General features: G+C 68.6%; 22 protein-coding genes. 8 read left to right on the forward strand and 14 right to left on the reverse strand.

The window, feature by feature from the left end:
• Window positions 1–166: 166 nt before the first annotated feature.
• From EV278_RS23340 to miaA, 6 genes are all read right to left on the reverse strand, one after another.
• On the reverse strand, window positions 167–1,024 hold the full coding sequence (locus EV278_RS23340) for a hypothetical protein (RefSeq protein ID WP_132096545.1): 858 nt from the start codon (window positions 1,022–1,024) through the stop codon (window positions 167–169).
• Between the two features lie 2 nt (window positions 1,025–1,026).
• The gene (ilvN, locus tag EV278_RS23345; protein WP_028039908.1) at window positions 1,027–1,575 is read right to left on the reverse strand and encodes an acetolactate synthase small subunit; all 549 of its coding nucleotides are present in this window, start codon (window positions 1,573–1,575) and stop codon (window positions 1,027–1,029) included.
• Window positions 1,572–2,018 (reverse strand): GIY-YIG nuclease family protein, encoded by a 447-nt coding sequence (locus EV278_RS23350; RefSeq protein WP_347812839.1) that lies wholly within the window; start codon window positions 2,016–2,018, stop codon window positions 1,572–1,574. Before EV278_RS23350 ends, ilvN begins: the two co-directional genes overlap by 4 nt.
• Window positions 2,019–2,061: 43 nt before the next feature.
• Window positions 2,062–3,867, reverse strand: coding sequence for an acetolactate synthase 3 large subunit (locus tag EV278_RS23355; protein WP_132096549.1), 1,806 nt, complete (start codon window positions 3,865–3,867; stop codon window positions 2,062–2,064).
• 282 nt (window positions 3,868–4,149) lie between these two features.
• The gene (locus EV278_RS23360) at window positions 4,150–4,632 is read right to left on the reverse strand and encodes a CinA family protein (RefSeq protein ID WP_132096551.1); all 483 of its coding nucleotides are present in this window, start codon (window positions 4,630–4,632) and stop codon (window positions 4,150–4,152) included.
• Between the two features lie 84 nt (window positions 4,633–4,716).
• Window positions 4,717–5,658 carry a tRNA (adenosine(37)-N6)-dimethylallyltransferase MiaA gene (gene miaA / locus EV278_RS23365; RefSeq protein WP_132096553.1) on the reverse strand — a complete coding sequence of 314 codons (942 nt, stop codon included), beginning with the start codon at window positions 5,656–5,658 and terminating at the stop codon, window positions 4,717–4,719.
• A gap of 52 nt (window positions 5,659–5,710) precedes the next feature.
• Between miaA and EV278_RS23370 the strand changes: the two genes are divergently transcribed.
• The 3 genes from EV278_RS23370 to EV278_RS23380 are packed head-to-tail and all read left to right on the forward strand — an operon-like array spanning window position 5,711 to window position 7,732.
• A complete protein-coding gene (locus EV278_RS23370; RefSeq protein WP_132096555.1) occupies window positions 5,711–6,142 on the forward strand; it encodes a hypothetical protein in 432 nt (143 codons plus the stop codon).
• Window positions 6,143–6,200: 58 nt separating this feature from the next.
• Window positions 6,201–7,070 (forward strand): phosphoserine phosphatase SerB, encoded by an 870-nt coding sequence (gene serB, locus EV278_RS23375; protein WP_132096557.1) that lies wholly within the window; start codon window positions 6,201–6,203, stop codon window positions 7,068–7,070.
• On the forward strand, window positions 7,067–7,732 hold the full coding sequence (locus EV278_RS23380) for an HAD family phosphatase (RefSeq protein WP_132096559.1): 666 nt from the start codon (window positions 7,067–7,069) through the stop codon (window positions 7,730–7,732). The genes serB and EV278_RS23380 overlap by 4 nt, the downstream gene beginning before the upstream one ends.
• A gap of 15 nt (window positions 7,733–7,747) precedes the next feature.
• Here the strand turns inward: EV278_RS23380 and EV278_RS23385 are convergent, their stop codons facing one another.
• Window positions 7,748–8,593 (reverse strand): protease modulator HflC, encoded by an 846-nt coding sequence (locus tag EV278_RS23385; protein ID WP_132096561.1) that lies wholly within the window; start codon window positions 8,591–8,593, stop codon window positions 7,748–7,750.
• On the reverse strand, window positions 8,590–9,696 hold the full coding sequence (hflK, locus tag EV278_RS23390) for an FtsH protease activity modulator HflK (protein ID WP_132096563.1): 1,107 nt from the start codon (window positions 9,694–9,696) through the stop codon (window positions 8,590–8,592). The genes EV278_RS23385 and hflK overlap by 4 nt, the downstream gene beginning before the upstream one ends.
• A 134-nt stretch (window positions 9,697–9,830) precedes the next feature.
• On the opposite strand from hflK, the gene EV278_RS23395 reads away from it, so the two are divergent.
• A complete protein-coding gene (locus EV278_RS23395; protein ID WP_132096565.1) occupies window positions 9,831–10,943 on the forward strand; it encodes an Mrp/NBP35 family ATP-binding protein in 1,113 nt (370 codons plus the stop codon).
• Between the two features lie 67 nt (window positions 10,944–11,010).
• Here EV278_RS23395 and EV278_RS23400 read toward each other — a convergent pair whose 3' ends face one another.
• The 5 genes from EV278_RS23400 to EV278_RS23420 form a co-directional block, all read right to left on the reverse strand.
• Entirely contained in the window at window positions 11,011–12,321 is a 1,311-nt protein-coding gene (locus EV278_RS23400; RefSeq protein WP_132096567.1) for an outer membrane protein transport protein, read from the reverse strand.
• A 274-nt stretch (window positions 12,322–12,595) separates the two neighbouring features.
• Entirely contained in the window at window positions 12,596–13,504 is a 909-nt protein-coding gene (locus EV278_RS23405; RefSeq protein WP_132096569.1) for an SDR family NAD(P)-dependent oxidoreductase, read from the reverse strand.
• A 138-nt stretch (window positions 13,505–13,642) separates the two neighbouring features.
• Entirely contained in the window at window positions 13,643–14,647 is a 1,005-nt protein-coding gene (locus EV278_RS23410) for an HlyD family efflux transporter periplasmic adaptor subunit (RefSeq protein WP_132096571.1), read from the reverse strand.
• Window positions 14,648–14,667: 20 nt separating this feature from the next.
• Window positions 14,668–15,435, reverse strand: coding sequence for an ABC transporter ATP-binding protein (locus EV278_RS23415; protein ID WP_132096573.1), 768 nt, complete (start codon window positions 15,433–15,435; stop codon window positions 14,668–14,670).
• Window positions 15,432–16,619, reverse strand: coding sequence for an ABC transporter permease (locus EV278_RS23420; RefSeq protein ID WP_132096575.1), 1,188 nt, complete (start codon window positions 16,617–16,619; stop codon window positions 15,432–15,434). Before EV278_RS23420 ends, EV278_RS23415 begins: the two co-directional genes overlap by 4 nt.
• Before the next feature lie 312 nt (window positions 16,620–16,931).
• Here EV278_RS23420 and EV278_RS23425 point away from each other — a divergent pair, with 312 nt between their 5' ends.
• The 3 genes from EV278_RS23425 to EV278_RS23435 all read left to right on the forward strand — a co-directional run bounded on the left by EV278_RS23425 (window position 16,932) and on the right by EV278_RS23435 (window position 19,791).
• Window positions 16,932–17,684 (forward strand): EF-hand domain-containing protein, encoded by a 753-nt coding sequence (locus EV278_RS23425; protein WP_243692308.1) that lies wholly within the window; start codon window positions 16,932–16,934, stop codon window positions 17,682–17,684.
• Between the two features lie 146 nt (window positions 17,685–17,830).
• Window positions 17,831–19,111 carry a nucleoside transporter C-terminal domain-containing protein gene (locus tag EV278_RS23430; RefSeq protein WP_132096585.1) on the forward strand — a complete coding sequence of 427 codons (1,281 nt, stop codon included), beginning with the start codon at window positions 17,831–17,833 and terminating at the stop codon, window positions 19,109–19,111.
• A 62-nt stretch (window positions 19,112–19,173) separates the two neighbouring features.
• Window positions 19,174–19,791 carry a glutathione S-transferase gene (locus EV278_RS23435; RefSeq protein WP_132096577.1) on the forward strand — a complete coding sequence of 206 codons (618 nt, stop codon included), beginning with the start codon at window positions 19,174–19,176 and terminating at the stop codon, window positions 19,789–19,791.
• 103 nt (window positions 19,792–19,894) lie between these two features.
• Here the strand turns inward: EV278_RS23435 and EV278_RS23440 are convergent, their stop codons facing one another.
• On the reverse strand, window positions 19,895–20,344 hold the full coding sequence (locus EV278_RS23440; RefSeq protein WP_132096579.1) for a PaaI family thioesterase: 450 nt from the start codon (window positions 20,342–20,344) through the stop codon (window positions 19,895–19,897).
• A 119-nt stretch (window positions 20,345–20,463) separates the two neighbouring features.
• Here EV278_RS23440 and EV278_RS23445 point away from each other — a divergent pair, with 119 nt between their 5' ends.
• Entirely contained in the window at window positions 20,464–20,760 is a 297-nt protein-coding gene (locus EV278_RS23445) for a DUF3253 domain-containing protein (RefSeq protein WP_132096581.1), read from the forward strand.
• Window positions 20,761–20,866 lie beyond the last annotated feature (106 nt).

The following is a 20,866-nucleotide window of genomic DNA, read 5'->3' on the forward strand; positions in this document are numbered from 1 at the left end:
CACCGGCTTGCTCCTCAACGCCTTCCCACCAGAAGAATGCGCCAACTATCTCAGAAACTCAGGCTACGCCGCCTAATCTCAACAGGCTCTAGGTTGATAACGGCGTTATCCTGAAAATGCAATTTTCGAGCGTGATCTCGCGAAAAGCCCGTCAGGGGCGTACGCGCTAGGGCGATGCCGGCGCCGGCGCCTCTGGCTCGTCGTCCGCCGGCGTGGGCACGGCCGGCGGCTGGGGGCGGTCGTTGGTCCCGGCCTTGAGCTGGCCGCCCGAGGCGACCAGCGAGTCGTAGGCCCGCTGCTGGCGCGAGAAGTCGCCGCCGCGGGCGAACATCGCATCGAACCGCGCGTCCCGCCCTGAGGCCGCCGAAAGGGCCGCCGCCAAGGCGGGCGCGATGGAGCCCACCTCGGCGTCGTCGCAGGCCCGGCGCAGGTGGCGCGCCTGGCCGGGGACCAGCAGGGTGACGTCCCAGGAGACGCCCTCCAGGCACACCGGCTCCACGGCGCCGCCGCCATAGTCGACGATCACCGAGCGCGGCTGGCTCCACATCGGCGCGCCGACCAGGGCCTTCAGCGGCGGGATCTGCTGGGTCGCGAGCTCGGCGTTGATATCGACGCGGCGGCTGATCTCCGGCGTGCAGCAGCCCAGGCCGGCCCGAGCCTGGACGAAGGCGCGGCCGTCGCGGCGCACGGTGACCCGGACCACCGCCTGGCGCACGCCGGTGGCCGGGCGCGCCCAGACCTCCAGCACCAGTTCGCCGGGCTTGATCAGCTGGCTCTGCAAGGGCTGCAGGCCCCAGAGGCGGTAGAGCAGGGGATCGACGCCGTTGTCGATCGGGACCAGTTGCTCGCCCTTGCGCAGGCGACGGCCCTGGAACGGGTCCTGCTCGGGCGGCGGCTTGGGAATCTCCGGCGACCACCAGACGGCCGGATCGGGCGGCGGGACGGGCGGAGCCTGGACGACGGGCTGCTGGCCGGCCAGGGTGAACCCCGTCATCAGGCCGGCCAGAAGCATCGCGCCCGTCATGGCTACATCCCTTCAACGCCCCGTTCGATGGAAAGCACGCCGGTGCGCGACAGTTCCACCAGGCCCAGCGGCCGCATCAGGTCCAGGAACTTGTCGATCTTGGAGGGCGCGCCCGAGATCTCGAACACGAAGCTCTCCAGGGTGGTGTCCACCGGCTTGGCGCGGAAGATCTCGGCGATGCGCAGGGCCTCGACGCGGTCGACGCCCTGGCCGCGCACCTTGACCAGCGCCAGCTCGCGCTCGACGCCGTTGGGGTCGCGGGTCACGTCGTGTACGCGGCGGACATTGACCACCTTGTTCAGTTGGGCCTCGATCTGGTCGAGCACGTGGCGGGTGCCGCGGGTGACCACGGTGATCCGGCTGGTGTGGGCCTTGCGGTCGGTCTCGGCGACGGTGAGGCTTTCGATGTTGTAGCCGCGCGCCGCGAACAGCCCGACCACCCGGTGCAGCACGCCCGGCTCGTTGTCGACCAGCAGGGCGAAGGTCGCGGTCTGCTCGACCTGTTCGTTCGGGGCCATGTCGTAGGCCGAGGCGGGTTGGAGATCGGTCATCTAGGCGCTCTGACTGTCTGCTCTTGTTGCTTGGGTTTGCCGCCACGGCGACGTGAAAGAGACGGTAGAGCATCCCAATCGCCGCGTATCATCGCTTCTTTCTTGGCGCGCGACCAACCCTTGATCCGTCGTTCAATTTCGATGGCGTCGACGATGTACTGGAAGGGCTGACACCAAACGAGCTTCACCGGCAAGCGGGCTGCCGTGTACTCGCCACCTTGCCCCTCTTGATGCTGGGCGATGCGCACGTCCACGTCCGGTCCTCGGTGCGAGCCGACGTAGTATGAGCCGTCCCGGCACTGGAGCATGTACACCCACGCGCTATGGAGATCGTACATCCGCCCTGCGTCCTTCGAGGCGAACCTTGCAGGTTCGCACCTCAGGATGAGGAAGGAGGGGGACGACAAGAAAGCAGAAAACCGCGACTTTACCGAGTTCCTCATCCTGAGGCGCCCTCCGAAGGAGGGCCTCGAAGGACGCACCGCGCTACACCAGCCCGGCCCCCGCCGCCCCGATCACGTTGCCGATGTCCTCGACGTCGCCCATGATCATCTCGTTGTGGGCCTTGCCCGAGGGGATCATCGGCAGGCAGTTCTCGTGCTTCTCGACGCGGCAGTCGAAGACGACGACCTTGTCGCTGTTGATCATCTCCAGGATCTTGCCGTCCAGCTCGGCCGGGTCGTCGCAGCGGATGCCGACCGCGCCGTAGGCCTCGGCCAGCTTCACGAAGTCGGGCAGGCTGTCGGAATAGGAGTGGCTGTAGCGCTCGCCGTGCAGCAGCTGCTGCCACTGGCGGACCATGCCCATCCATTCGTTGTTCAGGATGAAGATCTTGACCGGCAGGTCGAACTGGATCGCCGTCGACAGCTCCTGGATGCACATCTGAATCGAGGCTTCGCCGGCGATGTCGACGACCAGGCTCTTGGGATGGGCCAGCTGCACGCCCAGGGCGGCGGGCAGGCCATAGCCCATGGTGCCCAGGCCGCCCGAGGTCATCCAGCGATTGGGTTCCTCGAAGCGGAAGAACTGGGCGGCCCACATCTGGTGCTGGCCGACCTCGGTGGTGATGTAGGTGTCGCGGCCCTTGGTCAGCTCGTACAGGCGCTCGATCGCGTACTGCGGCTTGATGACCGTCTCGGAGCGGCGATAGGCCAGGCATTGGCGGGCGCGCCACTGGTCGATCTGGGCCCACCAGTCGGTCAGGGCGGCCTTGTTGGCCTGGTGTCCGGCGCCCTTCCAGGCGGCGATCAGGTCTTCCAGCACGCTGCCGGCGTCGCCGACGATCGGCAGGTCGACGCGGACGTTCTTGTTGATCGACGAGGCGTCGATGTCGATGTGGATCTTCTTGCTGCCCGGCGAGAAGGCGTCGAGGCGCCCGGTGACCCGGTCATCGAAGCGCGCCCCGACGCAGATCATCACGTCGCAGTCGTGCATGGCGTTGTTGGCCTCGAACGTGCCGTGCATGCCCAGCATGCCCAGCCAGGCCGGATCGGCGGCCGGGAAGGCGCCCAGGCCCATCAGAGTCGAGGTGACCGGGGCGCCGGTCAGGGCGGCGAACTCGCGCAGGGCGGCGCTGGCCTTGGGGCCGGCGTTGATCACCCCGCCGCCGGTGTAGAAGATCGGCCGGCGGGCCTGGGCGATCATCCGGGCCGCCTCGGCGATGCGTCCCTGGTCGCCCTTGACCCGCGGGTTGTAGGCGTGGGTCGAGGCGACTTCGGTCGGGCCGTAATATTCGCCCTTGGCGAACTGGACGTCCTTGGGGATGTCGATCAGCACCGGGCCGGGGCGGCCGGTGGTGGCGATCTTGAACGCCTCGTGGAGGATCTGCGGCAGGTCGCGGACGTCCTTGACCAGGTAATTGTGCTTGGTGCACGAGCGGGTCATGCCGACCGTGTCGGCTTCCTGGAAGGCGTCGGTGCCGATCAGGTGGGTGGGGACCTGGCCGGTGATGACGACCATCGGAATCGAGTCCATCAGGGCGTCCATGATGCCGGTGATGGCGTTGGTCGCGCCCGGGCCCGAGGTGACCAGCACGACGCCCGGCTTGCCCGAGCTGCGGGCGTAGCCCTCCGCGGCGTGGGTGGCGCCCTGCTCGTGGCGGACCAGGACGTGCTGCAGGCGCGGCTCGTGGAACAGCGCGTCGTAGATCGGCAGGACCGCGCCGCCCGGATAGCCGAACAGCACCTCGACGCCCTGGTCCACGAGGCCGCGGACCACGATCTCGGCGCCGGTCATGGCGCGGGAGGCGGTGTCGACGGCGGTCGAGCTCTCGATGGTCTGGTGGGCGGTCATGACGGTGATCCCTGGGGTTGGGAAGCTGGGCGGCGGGGAAGCAAAGAAGCCGGAAAAGAAAAAAGGCCCCGAAGGACCTTTGTGCGCGCGACCGATCTATCAGCGTGACTTCGAGGTCACGTCGTGAACGGCCGCTCCATAAGTACGATCATGGTGTTGCGCACGAGTGTTGCTCCAAATGGATGGTCGGGGAATGCCATGCTCGCCCGAGGGCGTCAAGGCGCGCTTTGACGCAAGAAACGACCCGTTGCGCGCGGGCAACGCCGTTCTAAGGGGCGAAATTCAGCCCAAGCGTCCCAGGAGCAGGGCAAGGGCGTGCTCAGCGAAGCGCCGCATGTTGGCCTCGCGGTCGTCCAAACCGGTCTCGATGGTAAGACTGACCTCGGTGTCCGGCCCGACCACGGCCGCGCAGCTGTGGCCCGCGGCGTCGCCGTAGCGGTTGCCGTCCGGACCGGCCGCGCCGGTCTCCGACAGGCCCCAGGCGGCCTTCAGGTTCTTGCCCGCCACCCGGGCCAGCAACACGGCGTAGGGCTCGCTGGCCGAGCGCAGTCCGTCCATCGCCTTCTGCGGGATGTCCAGCAGGGTCAGGCGGGCGCGGGCCGTGTAGACGACGGCGCCGCCGACATAGAACTTCGACGCGCCGGGCACGGCCAGCAGCGACGAGGAGATCAGGCCGCCGGTCGAGGATTCGGCCACGGCCAGCGTCTCGCCCCGTTCGGTCAGACGGGCGGCGACAGCGGCGGCGAGGCGGGCGAGTTCGGTCATGGTTGCGTCCTGTGAGTCAGGGGACTTGCCCCCACCTGGCGACTTCGTCGCCTGTCCGCCCCCATAGGGGGCGGAGCGCCCGCTCTAAGGCTCTTCCCCCTCTGGGGGAAGACGATCGCGAAACGATCCGTAGGGGGCAAGGGCGTTTGTCCTTTCCCAGTCCGGCGTCTGGTTCCGAAACCAGGTCATCTGGCGCTTGGCGTAGCGCCGCGTCTCCTGTCGCGCGGCTTCCAGGGCCTCGTCCAGCGAAACCTCGCCCCGCAGGTGCGCCGCCAGTTCGCGATAGCCGACGGCCTTGAGGGCGGGGAGGGACGGGTCCAGGCCACGCGCCTCCATGGCCCGCACCTCGTCCAGGACGCCGTGCTCGACCATCTGGCCCAGGCGCGCGTCGCAGCGGGCGTAGAGCTCGGCGCGGGGCGGATCCAGCACCACGCCGCGCCAGGTCCCTGCCTCAAGGGCCGGCTTGGTGTCGGTCTGCCAGGCGGTCAGGGACTTGCCGGTGGCCACGGCCACGGCGTGGGCGCGGACCAGGCGCTGGCGGTCGCCGACCTCGATGCGGGCCTCGGCCTGGGGGTCGAGTCCGGCCAGGATGTCGCGAAACTGGGGCTCGCCCTGGGCGGCGTAGAGCAGGGCCGAGATCTCGCGCTGGCTTTCGGGCACTGGCGGCACGTCGGCGAGGCCGTGGGTCAGGGCGCGGAAATAGAGGCCGGTGCCGCCGACCACGATGGCGCCACGGCCACGCGCCGCGATCGCGGCCAAGGCTTGAGTCGCCGCCGTCAGCCAGCGCCCCACCGACCAGCCGTCGGCCGCGTCGGCGACGCCGAACAGGTGGTGCGGCGCCTGGGCCAGCTCGTCGGGCGACGGTCCGGCCGTCAGCACCCGCAGTCCGGCATAGATCTGCATGGAGTCGGCGTTGACGATCTCGCCGCCGGTCTCGCGCGCCAGCGTCAGGGCCAGGGCGGACTTGCCGCTGGCCGTGGGGCCTCCGATAAGGGTGATGCTATTGGCGGACAATCCTGAGTCGATCCTCTCGTCTCGGCGATGGCCGCATGCTTATCCGGGGGATACGATCCATACCATGCTTCACTTGATCTTCGCCGCCGCCCTGGCCTCGTCGACCACGCCGGCGGTCACCAAGCCCGCGGCGGACTCGCCGATCACCGCCCAGACCAAGACCGACCAGAAGTTCGGCTGCGCCGTGCTGTTCGTTGGCGCCGACGAGGTGATCCGCCGCAATCCGGGCATCCTGGCCAAGTTGTCCGAAGGCGACGGCGGCAAGGCCGTGGCGCCGTTGCTCAAGATGATGGGCGTCAGCGGCGAGGCGATCCTCAACAGCGCCATCGCTGAAGGTACCGCCAGGGGTGAAAAGCCTTCGGACGTCTATCGCCGCGCGGTGTCCAGCATGGCCAGCATGATGATCGATGCGCCGGTGACCAAGACCGGTGATGAGGCCAACGAGGAACGCGGCATGGCCTTGTTCACCAACTGCCTGTCGCTGATGAACGAATAGGACTTGGCCGGGCTATTGCTGGGTTGACGCGGGCGGCTTCCTCCAATAGCCGCCCCTCATGCTCGCGATCACCCTCGTCTCGCCCGACCCTGCCGCCCTGGCGGAGGCCGCCGCCGCCGTGAGCGCCGCGCTGGCCGTCTCGTCCGAAGCCGTGCTGGGGGAGGGGGCGCTGGACCTGTTCGCCGACGGGCTGGCGTCCGAGACCCACCTGGCCGTCAAGGGAGCGGTTGGCGAGCGTCCGGTCGACTTCGCCGTCCAGCCGGCCGAGAACCGCCGCAAGCGGTTGCTGATCGCCGACATGGACTCCACGATCATCAACGTCGAGTGCCTGGACGAGCTGGCCGACTTCGCCGGGGTCAAGGACAAGGTTTCGGAGATCACCGAACGGGCTATGCGCGGCGAGCTGGCCTTCGAGGGCGCGTTGCGCGAGCGGGTCGGCATGCTCAAGGGCCTGTCGGTCGACGCCCTGCAGGCCTGCTACGACGATCGCGTGAAGCTCAATCCCGGGGCGCGGACCCTGGTGCGGACCATGGCCGAGAGCGGCGCCCGCTGCGCGCTGGTCTCGGGCGGCTTCACCTTCTTCACGTCGCGCGTGGCCCAGGCCGCCGGCTTTCACCTGAACCGCGCCAACACCCTGATCGAGGAGGGCGGCCAACTGACCGGGACGGTCGGCGACCCGATCCTGGGCAAGGAGGCCAAGCTGGCCGCGCTCCAGGAGGAGACCGCCGCCCTGGGCCTGACCCCGGCCGACGCCTTGGCTGTGGGCGACGGCGCCAACGACCTGGCGATGATCGAGGTCGCCGGCCTGGGCGTCGCCTATCGCGCCAAGCCGATCGTCGCGGCCCAGGCCCACGCCAAGGTCGACTACAGCGACCTTACCGCCTTGCTGCACTTCCAGGGCTACACGACGGCGGAGTTCGTCTCGTGACCTTCCCGCGCGGCGTTCAGGCGGTGGTGTTCGACATGGACGGCCTGCTGCTGGACACCGAGACCGTCTACCAGGCGGCGATGATCGAGGCGGGCCAGGCGTTCGGCGTTGATTTCACCGCCGCGACCTACCGCTCGATGGTCGGCAAGACCAATCCGGAGTGCGGGGTCATGCTGCGCGAGCTCTACGGCGCCAGCTTCCCGGTCGAGGACTATTTCGCCCGCACCTGGGCCGACGTCGAGACGATCCTTGAGGCCGAGGTGCGGCTGAAGACCGGGGTGATGGAGATCCTCGACTATCTGGACGCCCTGGGCGTGCCGCGCGCCATCGCCACCTCCAACAGCCGCGAGGCGGTGGACCGCTATCTGGGCCGCTTCGATCTGGTCAAACGCTTCCACGCCGTGGTCGCCAACGCCGACGTCGCGCGCCACAAGCCGCATCCGGACCCCTATCTGGAGGCGGCCCGCCGCCTGAACGTGCACCCGACCCTGTGCCTGGCGCTCGAGGACTCCCATCCCGGCGTCCGCGCCGCCCACGCGGCGGGGATGATGACGATCATGGTGCCGGACATCCTGGATCCCACCGAGGAGATCGCCGAGAAGTGCGTGCACGTCGCCGAGAGCCTGCACGTCGTGATGGACCTGCTGAAGGCGGCCGCCTGACCGGCGCGTCTTGGTTCAGCCCGCCGGGCCTTTCTCGAAATACTTGAAGAACGCGCTGTCGGGCGAAAGCACCAGGGTGGTGTCGCCCTTGCCGAGAGCCGCCTCGTAGGCCGACATCGAGCGATAGAACGCCGCGAAGTTGGGGTCGCGGCCGAAGCTGGACGCGAACAGCTGGGCGCGCTGGGCGTCTGCGTCGCCGCGGATCTTCTCGGCCTCTTCGTAGGCGGTGGCGACGATCTCCCTGCGCTTCTGCTCGCCCATGGCCCGCAGCTGGGCGGCTTCCTGCTTGCGGGCGGTCTGCATGCGCTCGAACACCGCCTGCGCGTTGGCGGGCGGCAGGTCGGCGCGCTTGATCCGAACGTCGATGATTTGCACGCCCAGGTCGGATGCGGCGACCTGGTTGGCGACCTTGGCGCGAATGGCGGCCATGACCTGGGCGCGCTTGCCGGCGATCACGTCCTCGGAGTTGGAGCGCCCGATCTCCTCGCGCAGGGCGGCGTTGACGATGGTCTCCAGGCGTTGCTTGGCCACGTCCACGGTGCTCAGCGTTCGGTAGAACTGGCGCGGATCGGTGATGCGGTAACGGACGAAGGCGTCGACCACCAGGCGCTCCTGGTCGGCGGCGGTGACCTCTTCCTCGTTGGCGTTCAGCTCGATGTTGCGTCTGTCGAACTTCAGCACGGTCTCGAACGGGTTCTTGAAGTGCAGGCCGGGGGTCAGCACCGTGCGGACGGGATCGCCGAACCGGACGACCAGGGCCTGCTGGCGTTGGTCGATCTTGAACAGGGTGACATTGGCCAGGATCACCAGGCCCAGGGCCACGACGCCGGCGGCGAGGGTCTTGCCGTTCAGATTGCTCATCGGGCGGCCTCCTCGCTGGCGGTGGTGATGGCTGTCGAGGTTCTTGGCCGGAAGGTGTCGGACGGCAGGATGATGGGGGCGTTGGCGCCCTTGTTGTCGACGATCACCTTGTTGGACCGCTCCAGCACGCGCTGCATCGTTTCGATATAGAGGCGCTCGCGGGTGACGGCGGGGGCCAGCTTGTACTGTTCGTAGACCTGGTTGAAGCGGGCGGCGTCGCCGGCGGCTTCGCGCACCACCTGCTCGCGATAGCCCAGGGCCGCCTGGGTGATCTGGGCGGCCTCGCCGCGAGCGTTGTTGGCGGCCGACTGGGCGTTCTGGGCCGCGCGCTGCACGTCGCGATAGGCCTCCAGCACGGGAGCGGGCGTGGTGGCGGTCTGGATGTTCACGCTCTGGATCGCCACGCCCATATCGTAGCGGTCGAGGATCTGCTGCATCAGCCGGCGGGTCTGGTCCTGGACCTGACCCCGGCTGTTGGTGAGGATCGGGGTCAGGGCGGTCTTGCCGACCACCTCGCGCATGGCGCTTTCGGCCACGTCCTTGATCACCGAGGGGGGGTCATAGACGTTGAAGCTGTACTTGGCGGCGTCCGACACCCGCCATTGCACCGTGAAGCTCAGGTCGACGATGTTCTCGTCGCCAGTCAGCATCAGGCGCTCGTCCGGCACCGGCTGGCCGGCGGAACCGCCGATGTCGAGCGATTGGGTCGAGGTGAACGGCACCATCTCGGCATGCTCGATCGGATAGGGCAGGTGATAGCGCAGTCCCGGGCTCGCGGTGCGGCTATAGGCGCCGAAGGTGGTGACCACGGCCTGGTCCTTGGGCTGCACCACATAGCAGCCCGACAGGCCCCACAGGGCGACGAGCACCAGGGCGGAGACGGCGATGGCGCGTGGGCGGCCGGGGCCGTTGAAGATCTGGCGCAGGCGCGCGACCACGCGTTCGGCGATGGCGCTCAGATCGACGGGCGGCGGCGGACCGCCAGTATCCTTGGGCGCGCCGGGGCGCGGCTCTTCGCCTCGGTTGCGATCCGCGTCCTTCTTGCCGTCGTTCGGCGGTGGGGAGCCCCAGGGTCCGGGGCCGGCGTTGTCGTTCCAGGGCATGGGCGGCTTGGTCTTCCGGTCACAACGAAGGGCGGGCCAGATGGCGGGCTAAATGACGGGCCAAATGACGGGGTTGTAAAACGACCCCCGCACGCGGATATGAAAGCCCCCGCTGAACAAGGCAAGACAATCCCGTGACCGCAGCTTCCCCCGCCACGCTCGACGACGCCCGCGCGGCGCTGGATCTGGTCGTCGATCCGGTCTCCGGCGAAGGCCTGGTGGCGGCCGGTCTGGTGCAGGGGCTGGTGGTTCGCGCGGGCCGCGCCGGCTTCATGCTGGAGGTCCCCGCCTCCCAGGCGGCGACCTACGCTCTGGTGCGCGAGGCGGCCGAGAAGGCGCTGGCCGGCCTGCCCGGCGTTGACGTGGCGCAGGTGGTGCTGACCGCCCAGGCGGCCGAAGGCGCGACGCGGGTGCGCAAGGGCGCCAAGGTCTCCGAAGACGGCCAGGCCCGGCTGGTCCCGCCGCCGGAGGCCGAGAAGCCGGCCCATGTGAAGCACGTGATCGCCATCGCCTCGGGCAAGGGCGGGGTGGGCAAGTCGACCGTGGCCACCAACCTGGCCTGCGCCTTCGCCGGCCAGGGGCTGCGGGTCGGGCTGCTGGACGCCGACGTCTACGGGCCCTCGGCCCCGCGCATGATGGGGATCGACGGCGAGCCCAGTTTCGAGGACGGCAAGCTGCAGCCGCTGGAGGCCCATGGGATCAAGCTGATGTCGATCGGCTTCCTGGTCGACGAAGGCAAGGCGATGATCTGGCGCGGCCCGATGGCTTCGTCGGCGGTGCGCCAGATGATCCACGACGTGGCCTGGGGCTCGGAGGCCGCGCCGATGGACGTGCTGGTCGTCGACCTGCCGCCGGGCACGGGCGATATCCAGCTGACCCTGGTCCAGAAGCTGCGGATCGACGGGGCGGTGCTGGTGACCACGCCGCAGGAGATCGCCCTGATCGACGCCCGCCGGGCCGCGGCGATGTTCGGCAAGACCGCCACCCCGATCCTGGGCCTGATCGAGAACATGGCCTTCTTCGCCGACCCGGCCACGGGCGCCCCAATCCCGATCTTCGGGGCCGGGGGCGGGGTCGAAGAAGCCAAGGCGCTGGGCGTGCCGGTCCTGGCCCAGGTCCCGATCGAGATCGCCGTGCGCGAGGCCGGCGACGCCGGAACCCCCGTGGTGCTTCGCGCGCCCGACAGCGCGGCGGCCAAGGCGTTCGCGGGCGCGGCGAAGGCTTTGTGGGGCCAGGTGGCGGGTTGATCCCCACAAGAAAAAAGCCGTCCAGGTCGCCCTGGACGGCTTCCCTCCGTTCAACTCACGCCAGGGCCTAGAAGCTCCAGCGCAGGCCCGTCGACAGGACCACGGCCGAGCCGCCGACGTCACCCTTGAGGTTCAGCGTCGTCGCGGCGGCGGTGCCGCGGTAGATCGTCTCGGTGCGGTTGATCTTGGTGTCGTCGAAGCTGATGTACGACAGGGCCGCGTCCCACTGGATGGCGTCGGTGGCCTTCCAGGTCGAGCCGATCGCGTACAGCATGCGGTCGCCGTCCGGCACGCGGGCGGTGCGGCCGACGTCCGGGGTCGGGGTCGGGTCGTACTGCACGCCGGCCCGCAGGGTCAGCTTGTCGTTGACGTCGTGATCGACGCCCACCGCGACGGTGGTCGTGTCCTTGTAGTTCTGCTCGCTGATGCTGCCGCCATTCGGATAGGTGATGACGATCTGGTCGAACTCGCCCCAGCCGATGCGCGAGACCGAGGCGTTCAGGGTGGTCTTGTCGGTCACCTGCCAGCGGGCGCCGAGGTTGGCCATCCAGGGCGTGGTGATCTTGGCCTGGCCGTCGGTGTCGACATTGGCCGCGGCGAGCGGGCCCAGCAGGCCGGAGACGACCACGTGGCCGTCCAGCTTATGCTTGATCTGCGAGCGATACGACGCGCCGATCGTCAGAGCGGGCGTGGCGTGGAACTGGGCGCCGACGTTCCAGCCGTAGTCCCAGTTGCCGTCGCCCTTCAGCGACGAGGAGCCGTCGGGCAGCAGGGGCGACAGGTTCGGCAGGGCCGAGGACAGTTCGGCGTCGGTGTACTGGGCCGAAACGCCCACGCCGAGGTCCAGCATGTCGTTGACGCGATAGGCCACCACTCCGTTGACGTCGATGGTCTTCAGGTTCGACTTCAGGGCGTCGTAGCGGGTCCAGCTGCGGCTGTTGTAGTCGGTGGTGAAGTTGTAGGGCGCGGCGACGGACAGGCCGACGGCCAGCTTGTCGTTGACGCGGAAGGCGCCCGCCAGGTTGGGGACAACGCCGTTGTTGATCGGGCCGCCGGCATAGGGCTCGCCGCCCACCGGGGTGGTCAGGCCGCCGGGGATGACCGGACGGGTCAGGGTCGAGCCGGCGTTGTTGACCTGGGAGTCGACCTGGACCAGGTGGACGCCGCCATAGATCTCGTTCTTGTCGAGACCGGCGATCGAGGCCGGGTTCCACCACAGGCTGGCGGCGCCGCGGTCGGCGACTTCGCCCGAATAGGCGCGACCGGCGCCGCGCACCGATTGTTCCTGCAGGTAAAAGGCGGCGGCCGACGCCTGGGAAGCCGCGACCAGCGCGGCGAGCGCCACGCCGGCGGCGAGGGAGATACGCGTAAGGGACATGAGAGACGACCTTCTGGGGAGGAAGCTCCGGCGCCCTTGATGGCGCCGGTTGCCGTCGCTCTAACGCATCTGGTCAAAAAACGTTGCTATTTATTCGCAAAACGGTGAATTTTGTGCAGCGTGTCAAAGAAAACCCCGCCCTGCACCAGGTCTAGATTTCGACGTTCCGTCAATTGTGCTCGAAATTGCCTGAAAAGCGCGCGAACAGGATGACGTAAGGGAAATCTACGCCAGCCCTGTTCACGACGCAATTCTGTCACTGCCGATTGGAGACTTAACCGCCCGCCAGCTTGCGGAAGAACTTCGCGCCCTGTTCGCCGCCGTTGAAGTAGGCCTTCTGGTCGGCCTCGGCGGTGATGGCGTCCCAGTTGTCGCGGACTTCCTCGGCCGACAGACCGCCTTCGCCCAGATAGACGCCTTCGGTCTCGAAGATCCGCGACAGGGCGAAAGCGCCCGCCCCGGCGGTCAGGATCGCCCCGGTCGGCGCGTCTTCCGACACCAGATAGACCACGCCGGGCGTGACATATTCCGGCTTCAGCTTCTCCAGCACTTCCGGCGGCATCAGGCCCTCGGTCATGCGGGTGGCGGCGACCGGGCTGATGGCGTTGATCTTGACGTTGTTCTTGGCGCCTTCGAGCTTCAGCGTGTTCATCAGGCCCAGCACCGCCATCTTGGCCGCGCCATAGTTAGACTGGCCGAAGTTGCCGTACATGCCCGAGGACGAGGTGGTCACGACGATGCGGCCGTAGTTCTGGGCCTTCATGATGTCCCACACCGCCTTGATCGGCTTGAAGGTGCCGAACACGTGGACCTGGATCACGGCTTCGAAGTCGGCCAGCTCCATCTTGGTCAAGGTGCGGTCGCGCAGGATGCCGGCGTTGGCGATCAGGATGTCGATCCGGCCCCAGGTTTCCATGGTGGTCTTCACAAGGTCGGCCACGCCGGCGTCGTCGGTCACCGAAGCGCCGTGAGCGATGGCCTGGCCGCCGAAGGCCTTGATCTCGGCCACGACGGCCTTGGCCGCCTCGGACGAGCCGCCGGAACCGTCGACGGCGCCGCCCAGGTCGTTGACCACCACCTTGGCCCCGCGTCGCGCCAGTTCCAGCGCATGCTGCCGGCCGAGGCCACCGCCGGCTCCCGTGACGATCGCCACCTGACCGTCGAACCGGATATCGTCCGCCATGCTCGTATCTCCCTCAAACGCATGTTTGTTTGGCGCGTTTGTGCGGTGCGGGAGAGGGGGCGTCAAGAGAGCGGTCCGCCCGCCCGGTCCGGCTCAACGCATATGCGATAGCCCAGCCGGAAGGGCCAGGGGCTCGCCCTACGCCTTCTTCTTGTCGCCCCCCGCCACCGGCGGCTTGGGTTGGTCGCGCTTCACGCCGGCCTTCTGGCCGGGCTTCATGAACTTCACCAGAACGCGCTGGCCGACGAGGATCGGGGCGCCGTCGGCGCTGACCACCACTTCGACGACGCGTTCGTCGCTGCGCTGGCTGGGGTCGTCCGAGGCCAGCTTGCGCGCCCCGAAGACGGCGGCCCGGCGCAGGACCTTGCCGACATAGGTCTTGGTCGGGTCGGCTTCCGGCTGGATCTCGACCTCCTGGCCGATCGTGATGTTGGGGATGTCGGCCTCGACGATCTCGGCGCGGACGATGCGGGCGGTCTGGGGCTCGAGGTCGAACATCGGCGTGACGTTCAGGGTCGAGGCGCCGGCGCCGGGATTGGCGTAGCGGCGGGCGATGCGGCCGTTGGCGGGCGCGCGGATCACCGTCAGTTCCTGGTTGTAGCGGGCCTGGGCCAGCTGGGCGGTCGCCACCTGGATCGCGGCCTGCTGGGCCTGGATGTTGGCGTTGGCCGACGAGATCTGGTCCTGGGCGGCGTCCAGGCGCTGGCCGGCCACGAAGTTGGCGGCCGACAGGTTCTGCAGGCGCTTGTACTCGCGCTGGCCGGTGCGCAGCTGCACCTGGTAGACCGCCACCTGGGCGCGGGCCGAGGCCAGGCTGGCCGAGGCGGTGTCGGCGGCCAGGCGGGCGTCGTCGTCCTCCTGCTTGGCCAGGGCCTGGCCGGCCACGACGTCCTGGCCTTCCTGCACGAACACCTCGCGCACGATGCCCTGGCGGCGCGCGGCCACCTGGATGATGCCGCCCTCGACGTCGGCCTTGCCGTTGGCGATGGCCGCGTAGGGGCTGGGCTCTTCCTGGACGGCGGCGGCCTCGAGTTTCTTCTTCTTCTCGGCGGCCTGGGTCTTCATGAAGAAGAACCCGCCGCCGCCGAGCACGAACACGGCGAGGATGATCCAGAAGACGGGGCGGCGCAGGAACGCGGGCATTGCGGGGCTTCCTCGGAAAGTCAGTGGCTGAGCGGCGTGGGATGGGCGTCGGGCGTGCGGCGCACGTCGTCCAGGATCCGGCCGTCTTCGATGTGGATGACGCGGTCGGCGTAGGCCTCCAGCCGCGGGTCGTGGGTCACGCAGATCACCGCCGCGCCGCGCTCGGTGGCGGCCTGGCGCAACAGCCGGATGACGATCTCGCCGCTTTTCCCGTCAAGAGCGGAGGTCGGCTCGTCCGCGAAGATCAGGTTCGGGTTCTTGGCCAGGGCGCGGGCGATGGCCACGCGCTGCTTCTCGCCGCCGGACAGCTCGGACGGCCGCTGGTTGACGCGCGGGCCCAGGCCCACCGACTCCAGCGCCGCCTGGGCGCGGCGCCCGGCCTCGCCAGGACCGACGCCCTGGTACTTCAAGGCGGTCATCACCTGCTGCTTGGCGGTCAGGGCGGGGAACAGGTTGAAACCCTGGAAGATGAAGCCGCAGTGGTCGAGGCGGAACTTGTCGATCTTGCCCGGCGACAGCTTCCACAGGTCGGCGGCGTCCAGGGCCTTGACCTTGCCCTCGTCGGGCTTGAGCAGGCCCGACAGGGCCGCCACCAGGGTCGACTTGCCCGACCCCGACGGACCCATGACCATGGTCACGTCGCCGTGCCTGGCGTCGAAATCGACGCCCTTGAGCACCTCGATGAAGGTGCGGCCGGTCTTGAAGCGCTTGACCAGGCCCTTGGCGGCGAGGGCGCTCTCGCCATGGGTGAAACCGGCGACGCCTTTGATCTTGAGGGGCGCGTTCATCGCAGCAGGTCCGCGGGTTGGCTGTTCTTGAGGACGCCCAGCGACAGGAAGCCGGACACCATGGCGATGACGATCAGGAACGCCGCGACGACCGCGATCAGCACGGGCGGGAACGACATCGGCACGCCGCCGGCGGTCGCCGCCAGCGAGACCAGCCAGGTCAGGACGGCGGAGGCGATCACGCCGACGATCCCGACCCAGAAGCTGAGCTCGATGACGATGTTGCGCAGGTCGCCCATCGACACGCCCAGGGCTCGGAGGGAAGCGAACTCCTTGATGTTGGCCATGATCGCCCCGCGCAGGGTCTGCCAGGTGATCACCACCCCGATCAGCAGGCCCAGGAACGCCGAGAAACCCAGGATGATGCCGATGATCTGGTCGTCCAGCATGGCGCCGGAGTTGGCGTCGGCCAGCTCCTGGCGGGTCCAGGCGCGGAACTTGCCGTCGCCCTTCTTGTTCAGCTGGGCGGCGACGATCTCGGCCCGGGCCGGGTCGCGGATCTGCACCATCAGCGGACCCACGCGCTGGCCGGTGTCGGCCTCGCCCAGCATCCGCAGGGTGTCGCGCGACATCACCAGGGTCGGCTGGATGATGTTGGGATAGCCGTGGGTGATGACGCCGATGGTGATGGTCTTGCCGTTGTAGAGGGCCTTGTCGCCCTTCTTGACGCCCAGGCGCTTGAGGGCGGTCTGGTCGACGGCCACGGCGTAGGGCTGGCGCAGGGCCTCGACCATGCTCAGCGTGTAGTCGGTCGGCACGGTGACGAAGCCAGGGATCGCGTCGATCACCGTGACGTTGACGAACTCGCTCTTGCGCCCGCCGCCGCCCTTGGCGCCCTGCTTGGCGCGGGCGTCGGCCTTGGCCTGCTCCTCGGGCGACAGGATGTTCTGGAAACGCCCGCCCGAGCCGTCCAGCGGAGCCACCTGCAGCACCTCCGGGTGGCTGTAGACCAGGGGGATCATCCGGCGCGGCAGGCCCGAGGGGCCGCCGAACAGCGCCTTGGCCCCGGGGCCAAGCACCATGATGTCGGCGCGGGCGCGGTCGATCTGGGCGGTGAAGCCTTTGCCGATGCCGACGAAGATGCCGACCTGGGCCAGCACCAGCAGGCCCGAAAAGGCCAAGGCGACGACGGCCGCCATGTACCGACGCCACTCGTACAACAGTGTGGCCAAGGCCAGCGACATGCTTGCAACGCTCCCCAAATCTACGGTTGCAGCAATGACCGGTGAACTTCAAGCGGCCAAGTTAAATCGGGGTAAGGCGCAGTTCGTGCGCACCAAAAGCGACGCCTTGCCTGTTTTGGAGCCCGTTTCGCCTCGCGCGCTCAGGCCAAGATTCCGGGTTTCAGGGGGACGCGTATCGACCGGCGCGGGCATTGTGTCGGCGGCGTAACAAGCAGAAATGGGGCATGTTATTCGCATCTTGCTCTCCGCGCCGGGTCTTCGGCGCGGGCGTGCGGCGCAGGGATCGTCACGCCTTCACCCAAGGAGAGACAGATGACCATCTCCAGTCTCGGATCGTCCTCGCTGTTGCAGTCGCTGCTGCAGGCCAGGGCGTCCGCTTCGACCCCGTCGACGGACGCCAGCTCGACGTCGAGCGCCACGCTGGCCCAGGTCGGGCAAAACATGCCGTCGGACGGCAGGAACGGCCCGCCGCCGCCGATGCAGGGCTGGTCCTCGTCGGGCCAGGGTTTCGGCGCCGATACATTGACCTCGCTGCTGAGCGCGCAGCAGACCGATCAGAGCGATCGGGCCGCCGCGATGTTCGCCGACGCCGACGCGGACGGCGACGGGGCGGTGACCAGCGACGAACTGGCCACGGCCATGGCCGCCCACGCGCCGTCGGACCTGCCGGCCGACGCGCCCGGCGCCGCGGACATGGCGTCCGACATGCTGGCTGACGGCGACTCCGACGGCGACGGCTCGCTGTCGCTCGACGAGTTCAAGGCCATGAAGCCCCAGGGCGGCCCGCCCGGAGCCGGCGGCCCGCCGCCCGGACCGCCGCCCAGCGAGGGATCGGATGACGCCGGGGCGTCGTCCGGCGCCGCGACCGACGCCGCCGACCTGAACGGCGACGGCGTGGTCTCGGCCGACGAACTGGCCCAGACCTTGACCTCGGCCGCCGACAGCCTGGGGGCGGACGTTTCCAGCGACGCCTTGGACCTGATGCAGAAGCTGCTCGCCCAACTGGCCGGCAGCCTGGCCGGCTCGACGACCTCGACCGCGACATCCGTCGACCTAGCGGCCTAGGCGGCTGCGCGAGGGGCGGGCGGATCGCCCGGCCCTCGCGGTTTCCTGCGCATGGCCCTTGCGCCGCGCCCCCCATTCATAGTCATTTGGGCCCTTGGATGACGTCGCGGGGGCGTCGCCTCATCAGTTAAGGTCCTTCCGTCTTGATCTTCCTTCCCGAGAACGTCCAGGCCCTGGCGGGTGTGGCGCTGATCCTCGGCCTTTGCTGGCTGGTGTCCGAGAACCGCAAGCGCTTCCCGCTGGTGCTGGCCGTCTGCGCGATCGCCATCCAGCTGGTCCTGGTGTTCGTGCTGTTCAAGCTGCCCGCGATGCGCAGCGCGCTGCAGGGCGTGAACGGCGCGGTGGAGGGGCTGGCCTCGTCGACCCAGGCGGGCACCAACTTCGTGTTCGGCTATCTGTCGGGCACGACGCCGCCCTATGCCGAGACCAATCCGGGGGCCGGCTTCCTGTTCGCCTTCCGGGTCATGCCGGTGATCCTGGTGGTCTGCGCCCTGTCGGCGCTGCTGTGGCACTGGGGCATCCTGAAGTGGCTGGCCAAGGGTCTGGGCTTCCTGTTCCAGAAGACCCTTGGCCTGCGCGGGCCGCCCGCCCTGGCGACCGCCGCCACCATCTTCATGGGCCAGATCGAGGGACCGATCTTCATCCGCGCCTATCTGGAGCGCCTGACCCGTTCGGAGCTGTTCATGCTGATCGCGGTCGGCATGGCCTGCGTGTCCGGCTCGACCATGGTGGCCTACGCCACCATCCTGCACGACGTGCTGCCCAACGCCGCCGCCCACGTGCTGGCCGCCTCGCTGATCTCGGCCCCGGCCGGCGTGCTGCTGGCCCGGATCATGGTGCCCGGCGATCCCAGCGAGAAGTCCGACGACCTGGACCTGGCCGAGGGCGACAAGACCTATGGCAGCTCGATCGACGCGGTCATGAAGGGCACCACCGACGGCCTGCAGATCGCGCTCAACGTCGGCGCCACCCTGATCGTGTTCATCGCCCTGGCCACCATGGTCGACAAGATCCTGCTGGCCCTGCCGATGGTGGGCGGCGAGCACCTGAGCATCGCCCGCATCCTGGGCGTGGTCTTCTCGCCCCTGGCCTGGGCCATGGGCGTGCCGTGGAAGGAAGCCGGCGCGGCCGGCGGCCTGCTGGGCGTCAAGCTGATCCTGACCGAGTTCACCGCCTTCATCCAGATGGCCAAGACCGGTCCGGAGCTGCTGGACCCGCGCACCCGGATCATCATGACCTATGCGCTGTGCGGTTTCGCCAACATCGGCTCGGTGGGCATGAACGTCGCCGGCTTCTCGGTGCTGGTGCCCGCGCGCCGGCAGGAGGTGCTGGGCCTGGTCTGGAAGGCGATGATGGCCGGCTTCCTGGCCACCTGCCTGACCGGCTCGCTGATCGGCCTGATGCCGCGGGCCTGGTTCGGGCTGTAGGGGCCTTTCCTTCCCTCGCGGAACCGAAGCATCCTCCCGGCCGCAAGCCGGGAGGATTTCCTTTGAAGCTCTACGACAGCCGCCGCGCGCCCAATCCCCGCCGCGTGCGTTGGTTCATGGCCGAGAAGGGGATCGAGGACATCGAGGTCGTCGACATCGACATCTTCGGCGGCCAGCATCGCACGCCCGAATACCTGGCCAGGGCGGGCCTGCCCAACGTGCCGGCCCTGGAGCTGGACGACGGCCGCACCATCACCGAGTCGGTGGCCATCTGCCGATACCTGGAAAGCCTCTATCCCGAGCCCAACCTGTTCGGCGGGGATCCCTGGGAGACCGCCGTGATCGAGATGTGGTCGCGCCGGACCGAGATGACGGTGGCCACCCCGCTGATGATGGCCGTTCGCCACGCCCATCCCGCCCTGGCCGCGATCGAAACCCAGATTTCTGAGGTGGCCGCCCATGGCCGGGCCACGGCCGAGAAGGGGCTGAAGATGCTGGACCGCCGCCTGGCCGAGAGCGACTTCATCGCCTGCGAGCGGCTGACCATGGCCGACATCCTGGCCGCGACGGCGATCGACTTCGCCCGGATGGTGCGGTTCCGTCCCGACGCGGAATTGGTCCATGTGAAGCGCTGGTTGGCGGGGATGATGGAGCGGCCGGCGGCGAAGGCGGGGGTGTGACCCCCTCAGTCGGCTTCGCCGACAGCTCCCCCAGCGGGGGAGCAGCTACACAGTGCTAGATCCTCCCCCTCTGGGGGAGGTGGCCCGAAGGGCCGGAGGGGGCCTACCGCGCCCGGATCTTCTTGATCACGCCCGAGAAATTCAGCATCGGCGCGCCGCCGGTCGACACCAGCCCGCGCACGAACAGCAGCGAGCCGCCGGCCTTGGTGACCTCGCCGGTCGATTCCACCAGGTCGCCGGCCTTGGCCGGGCCCAGGAACTCGCCGTTCAGGCTGACGGTGACGGCGCGCACGTCCTTCAGGTGGGCCCAGGAGATCGAGAACAGCGAATAGTCGGCGAAGGTCATCATGCAGCCGCCATGCATGAAGCCGCCGCCGTTCATGTGGCGGGGCTCGGCGCGGAAGGCGCTGCGGATCACCCCGTTCTCTTCGCGGAAATAGAACGGCCCGGTCTGGTCCTCGAAGGCGTCCATGCCCGACCAGGTGCGCCAGCCGGCCCATTCGCCTTCGGTCACCAGCTTGGGTCCGTCCCAGATCTCGTTGCCGCCGTCCATGATCCGTCCCCTTGCCCAAGTCTTCCGGGTTGTCTTTGAGGATGCAGCTAAGGCCGCGCGGCGCCGGAGGCAAGCGGCGGCCCTCGCGCTGCTGACGGATTCGTGCCATCCCTCCGGCCATGACCACCCCGATCCAAGACACCATTCTCTCGCAACTGGCCGCCGTGGCCGCCGGCAAGTCCATCGACCCGATGTCGGTCGCCAAGGCCATCGAGCCCGAGCGTTGGCAGCGCGTGCTGGGTCATGTGCGGACCAACGCCATCGAGCTGGCCCGCGAGGGCAAGATCGTCATCCTGCGCCACAACAAGCCGGTGAATCCGGAGAAATTCCGCGGCGTCTACCGGCTGCGCCTGCGTCAGGACGGCGACCCGACCAGCTTCGAGGACGTGGTGGACGATGAGGGCGGCGAGGCCTAGCTTCGCCGCCTTGCGTCCTTCGAGGCTCGGCTTCGCCTCACACCTCAGCAACTGTGTTTTTCCACGATGAGGAGGGGCTGGGACAGGAAGCTGGCTTTGTCTCTGA

This window comes from Caulobacter sp. BK020 (assembly GCF_004342605.1).
Lineage (GTDB): Bacteria > Pseudomonadota > Alphaproteobacteria > Caulobacterales > Caulobacteraceae > Caulobacter.